The sequence below is a fragment of the uncultured Campylobacter sp. genome (assembly GCF_938045535.1).
GTDB lineage: Bacteria > Campylobacterota > Campylobacteria > Campylobacterales > Campylobacteraceae > Campylobacter_B.
In genome coordinates this window covers 1-4780 of sequence record NZ_CALIMQ010000122.1, presented here as the reverse complement: position 1 = coordinate 4780, position 4780 = coordinate 1, and the positions used below count along the sequence as shown (strand labels likewise).

The window sequence follows — 4780 nt, the reverse complement described above, 5'->3', positions numbered from 1 at the left end:
ATCTTGCGCTCTAGTCGGTTAAATTTTATCTTGCACATGCAGGCTAAATTTTATCTCGCGGCGCATTAGACTAAATTTTCATTCGTCGCGGCTACGTAAATTTACGGCACACTTTTTCATAAAATTTTATCTGCAAGCGGGTAAAGAGCGTCTATTCAGTGCTTTTAGCTCTTTGGCTACCGCTTGATTAGCTTTTCTTGCTCGCCGCCAAAACTTGCGCCAAGATCGCTGCTAGCGCGATGTTGAGGCTAACGCAGAGCCCAAACAGCGCCACGGCTTTAGTGGAGCTGAAAGCGAGCGTAAAAAAAGAGATTATGCTGGTTAAAGACGCGAGCGTAATGCCGAAAATTTTATCGCTAAGCGCCATCTTATCGTTGTTTGCAAAGATCATATAGTCGATCCCCACGGCGCCTGATAGGATCAGCGCAAAGATCGCAAATATATTCACGCTCACGCCAAATGCGCTAAGCAGGGCAAGCACGGCTAAATTTGTCGCAAAAACGCAGATGACGATCAGCCATGCCGTCCGCGCGCCGAAAAACGCCCACAGCAGCGCGAGCGCGAGCGCGTATGCGGCACATTTTAGATACAAGGCGTTGATTTTGATCTGTGAAAACGCTTCGCTTATGGCGCTTCGCATATTTAGATGCAGCGCGCCCATCTGCGCGGCAAGCTCGCTTACGGCTGCTTTATCGCGCACGCCGCGCAAAAAAGCGATATGCGGATCGATGCTCGGCATCGCGGCAAAAAGAACGGAGCTTCTAGCTTGCTCGTAGCTTAAAATAGGCGCATCTGCGATCTTGGCAAAGTTTGCGTCCACGAGCTCTCGGCTAAGCCCGAGACGTAAAAATGCGCTTCTATCGTAGTTTGCAAAGGCCTGTTTGATAAAGCTCTGCGTAGCGGGATCCAAAATCGGCGCGCCGGTGTATGAGTCTGCAAGACCGCGCGCCACGGCCTCTTTGGCTACCACGCTTGCATCGTTGCCCACGATCAGATCGAAGCTGGAGCCTCCGATGCTTACGAGCTTGGCGCTCATCGCGATCAGGTTTTTATCCAAGCTCGCGTATTCGCTGACGTCGTCCTTAAGCTCCATTTTAAAATACAAAAATGCAAGCAGCGCCGCGCAAACGAGAATGAGCGCTTTGAAGCTTAGGTTTATCTTGCAAAGCGCCTTTGCGTAGAGCTCAAGAGCTTTTGCAAAGAGCGGGGCGGGGCGAAATTCCGCTCCTTCAAGAAGCAGCGGCAGGGCGAAGTAGCTAAAGCAAAATGCCCCCGCAAGTGCGGCTATCGCAAAGATCGCGATCTCTTTGAGCAGAAAAAACGGGCTGAATAAAAATACGAAGTAGCCTCCCGCGGTGATGAAAAACCCTAGAAGCAGGATGTTTCGCATGCTTTTTATCGAGCGAGCTTTGATCTCGCGCGAGATGTTTGCGCCGAGCCAGTGCACCGCGTAATCCAGCATCAGCCCGATTAGGCTCGTCGAAACCACGGCGCTTAGGATGTGGATCGAGCCGCGGATCGCCATCGTAGCCGCTACGCCGCAGGCAAGCCCGAAAAGCGCGGGCAGCAGCAGGCAGAAGATCCGTGCGCGCGAAAATGCCGCCAGCAGCAGCGCCGCACACAGGCTAAGCGAAACGGCGCCCGCGACGGAGCTTTCACGCACGCCCGCGCTTTTGCCCAAAGCGCTAAAAAGGGCGGTGCCGGAGATTAAAATTTCGCTCTTTTGCGCCTCGCGCACCAGCGCGCTAAGCGCGTCGTCATTTGCTTTTGGAGCGAGCTTAGCAGTAGCGAGGTAGTGCGGCGCGCCGTTAATGATCGCAATAAAGCGGTTCTGCGTAGGATCGAGCTTGATTGCGCCGCGAGCGCCGAGGCGCGAATGAAGGCTAAGCGAGAAAAAATCCTGCGAGAGGCTAAGCGGACGAAATTTTGAATAAAGCTCACGCGCGCTGCGCTCAAAAAAGGCCTGTGGATCGCTTTTTAAAAGCTCCACGCTAGCATCATCGAGCATCGCGGGCGCAAAGCGCGCAAGCTCGCTCTGATACACGCTCGCGTCCTTTACCTCGTAAATTATGCTCTCAAAAAGCCCGCTTTTTTGCATATCTGCGATGAACGTGTCAAAGTTCGCTCTCTCTGCGCTTGCGACGATGATTTGCCGCGCAATCTCGCGGTTGAAATCCTCGACGCTCTGTTTCTGCTCGCCCGAAATTTCGATGCCGCTCAGCTCGTAAAAATCGGAATTTACGCGGTTTAAATTTAACGCTATAAAGGCGCAAAGCGCGATGAAAACCGCGCCGAATACCGTTAGGATCGCGCTCTTACTCATCTAAGCTCACGACGCCCGAAAATACGTTTTCGCTCACGTCGCCGTTAGCGCTGTTAATTCGCAGCACCCTGACGTAGGCGCCGCCCTCGATCACGATATTTTTAAAGATATTTTGCAGCATCCCTTTGGGGCTTAGTTCGGCGCGCCACGCATCTTTGCTGCCGCTTAGCGCGATCGAGAAATTTTTGCTAAGCCGCGCTACGTCCAGGCGCGAGATCGCCAAAAAGGTGTCCTTATCAAAAAGCGAATCGGCGCTTTTGATCCATGCCGCGCCGCTACGCTCAAAAACGCCGTCTGCGCCGATTTTTAGCTCGCTTCGCACCGGCTTTAGCGTCGTCCAAAACAGCTCACCGCCCTTAATCCTAAACTCGCCGCTACTTCGCACGGGCTCGGCAAAGCCCTCGATACTGAGCGTTTCGCTAAATTTGCCGCCGATATTATCGGTCTTAAGCGCCAGATCGCTTACTTCAAGCGCGCTCGCAAGTCCCAAAATCGCCAAAAATAAAGCTAAAATTTTCATCGTAGTCCTTTAAATTTTATGCTCGCTAAAATTTCACTGCTCGTTATCGTTAGCTAAAATTTCATTCGCCGCGTCATTTTGAGAGCGGTCTTGCTCGAACGCGGCTTTGTTCGCCGATGAAATTTCATTCACTGTCGAAATTTTATCTGCCGCCGAAATTTTACTCGCGGGATTTTTCTTTGCTAAAATTTTATCCGCGCACGCCCTTAACTGCGGCGGTATCTCATACAGCGTCCTTTTGGAATCAAGCTCCACCGCAGCTTGCGACGTGGTTGCCTTAGCTAAGAGTGCGCCCGATAGGCTTTTGATGCGGTAGGAGAATTTTATGATCGTGTCGCACTCGAGCAGCTCGATGCTCACCGCAACCTCGTCGTCAAAAAGTATCGGCGCGATAAATTTAAATTCCATTTTGATAATAGGATATATAAATCCATCATCTCTCATCTGCATATATGTGTAGCCCGCGTCGCGCCAAAACTCGCATCTAGCGTCCTCGCAGAGCTTTACGTAATTGCCGTGCCACATCACGCCCATCGGATCGGCGTCGTAAAATCTGGCGCGAAATTTATACTCTCTCATTTTTCTCTCCGCTATGAAATTTTTTGTCTTGCGCGGCGGATTTTGCGGCGGCTAAATTTGAATTATCTAAATTTAGCGCAGTATCCGAGTCCGCCGCATTTTTTAAATTTGATGCGGCATTCAAACTTGCCGTATCGTTTAAATCCGCTGCGCCATTTAAATTTGACGCAGTATCCGTGCTCGTCTCGTCGAAATTTTGCGCGCCGTCGCGCTTCGCAGCGCTCGCATTTTTCCCTTGCGCCCAAAAATCAAAGAAATTATACCACTGAGAAGGAAATTCTTTGGCATAAAGCTCTAGCTGCCGCACGTAGCATTTAAGCGCTAGCGCGACCGATCGCGCCTTATCGCGGTTCTTTAGCGGCGCAGGCAGCGGTTGTAGCCGAAGCTCGTGGCCGCTGCGCCCCTCGTAGCACCATAGGCTAAATAGCGGCGCGTCCAAAATTTTGGCGAGCAGATAGCCGCCGATCGGGAAGTTCGCGCTGCGTCCTAAAAAATCCTCGCTTTGAAATTTATCTGAGCCCACCGGCATGCGATCGCCCATTATCGCGATGTGCTCGCCGTTTTGCAGCAGCTCTTTGATTTGCAGCATCTCGCCGATGCCGAGCTCGCCGACGTAAAGAATTTTCACGCCGCCGCCCATTTTTTCGATAAATTTCATAAAATTTTCGCTGTGTTTGCGAAAGATCAGCACGTTGATTTTTATCCCCGCCGTGCTTGCCGAAAGGGCGCGCGCGATCTCGGTGTTGCCGAAGTGCGAAGTGATTAAAATTTTGCCCGTTCCGTCGCTTAAAAGCTCTTTCATACCGCTTTGCACGCGAATTTGATCCAGCGCGATCTTGCCGTTCCAAACTGCGATTTTTTCGCACAGACTGAGGGAAAATTTATAAAAATTTGCGTAAATTTCGCGCACTTTTGGCTCGCGATCAAGCGCGCGCCGCAAAAACTCCCTAATCGCGCGCCGTTCGTTTTTAAGCAGCGCAAAATAGATCGCCGAGATACAAAGCGCGGTGCCTCGCATGCAAAAATCAGGCGTGTGAAGCGTTACGAAGCGGGCTAAATTTAAAAGCGTAGCGCCCGCCTTTTCGTTGTTTTCGCTCCAGTGCCTAGCCATCGCGCCCGTCCTTTGCGGCGGCATGTTGCGGCGAGGCTTTTACGAGCGAACTTTGCGCTGAATTTTTCGCCTGCGGGCTTTGCGCTGCGGCTTTGTCGCCGCATTTTTCGGTACCAGCTTTTTCGTTTGCGCCGCCGTCCATCTCCTCTTTCGCACCTTTGCAACTATCGCGCCGCGCGCCGCTGCAAAGGTTTTGTCCAGCTAGCCCTTGCAAAATTTTGTCTGCGCGCCGCTGCGAAACATCCTG

5 protein-coding genes are annotated in these 4780 nt (G+C 51.8%); all 5 read right to left on the bottom strand.

From position 1 onward, the window contains the following. Positions 1-187: 187 nt before the first annotated feature. Positions 188-2323, bottom strand: coding sequence for a hypothetical protein (locus tag Q0095_RS03830; protein ID WP_297881513.1), 2136 nt, complete (start codon positions 2321-2323; stop codon positions 188-190). Further along, entirely contained in the window at positions 2316-2843 is a 528-nt protein-coding gene (locus Q0095_RS03825; protein ID WP_297881511.1) for an outer membrane lipoprotein carrier protein LolA, read from the bottom strand. The genes Q0095_RS03830 and Q0095_RS03825 overlap by 8 nt, the downstream gene beginning before the upstream one ends. A 33-nt stretch (positions 2844-2876) precedes the next feature. After that, positions 2877-3422, bottom strand: a complete 546-nt coding sequence (locus Q0095_RS03820) for a thioesterase family protein (RefSeq protein WP_297881509.1) — start codon at positions 3420-3422, stop codon at positions 2877-2879. Next, a complete protein-coding gene (locus Q0095_RS03815; protein WP_297881507.1) occupies positions 3409-4533 on the bottom strand; it encodes a hypothetical protein in 1125 nt (374 codons plus the stop codon). Before Q0095_RS03815 ends, Q0095_RS03820 begins: the two co-directional genes overlap by 14 nt. Further along, positions 4526-4780 (bottom strand): hypothetical protein (locus Q0095_RS03810; RefSeq protein WP_297881505.1); only part of this gene is annotated, 255 nt, incomplete at its 5' end. The genes Q0095_RS03810 and Q0095_RS03815, both read right to left, overlap by 8 nt.

Excerpts from the sequence above, each read along its gene's own strand:
- Q0095_RS03830 (WP_297881513.1), bottom strand. The coding sequence starts at position 2,323 with ATGAGTAAGAGCGCGATCCTAACGGTATTCGGCGCGGTTTTCATCGCG.
- Q0095_RS03825 (WP_297881511.1), bottom strand. The coding sequence starts at position 2,843 with ATGAAAATTTTAGCTTTATTTTTGGCGATTTTGGGACTTGCGAGCGCG.
- Q0095_RS03820 (WP_297881509.1), bottom strand. The coding sequence starts at position 3,422 with ATGAGAGAGTATAAATTTCGCGCCAGATTTTACGACGCCGATCCGATG.
- Q0095_RS03815 (WP_297881507.1), bottom strand. The coding sequence starts at position 4,533 with ATGGCTAGGCACTGGAGCGAAAACAACGAAAAGGCGGGCGCTACGCTT.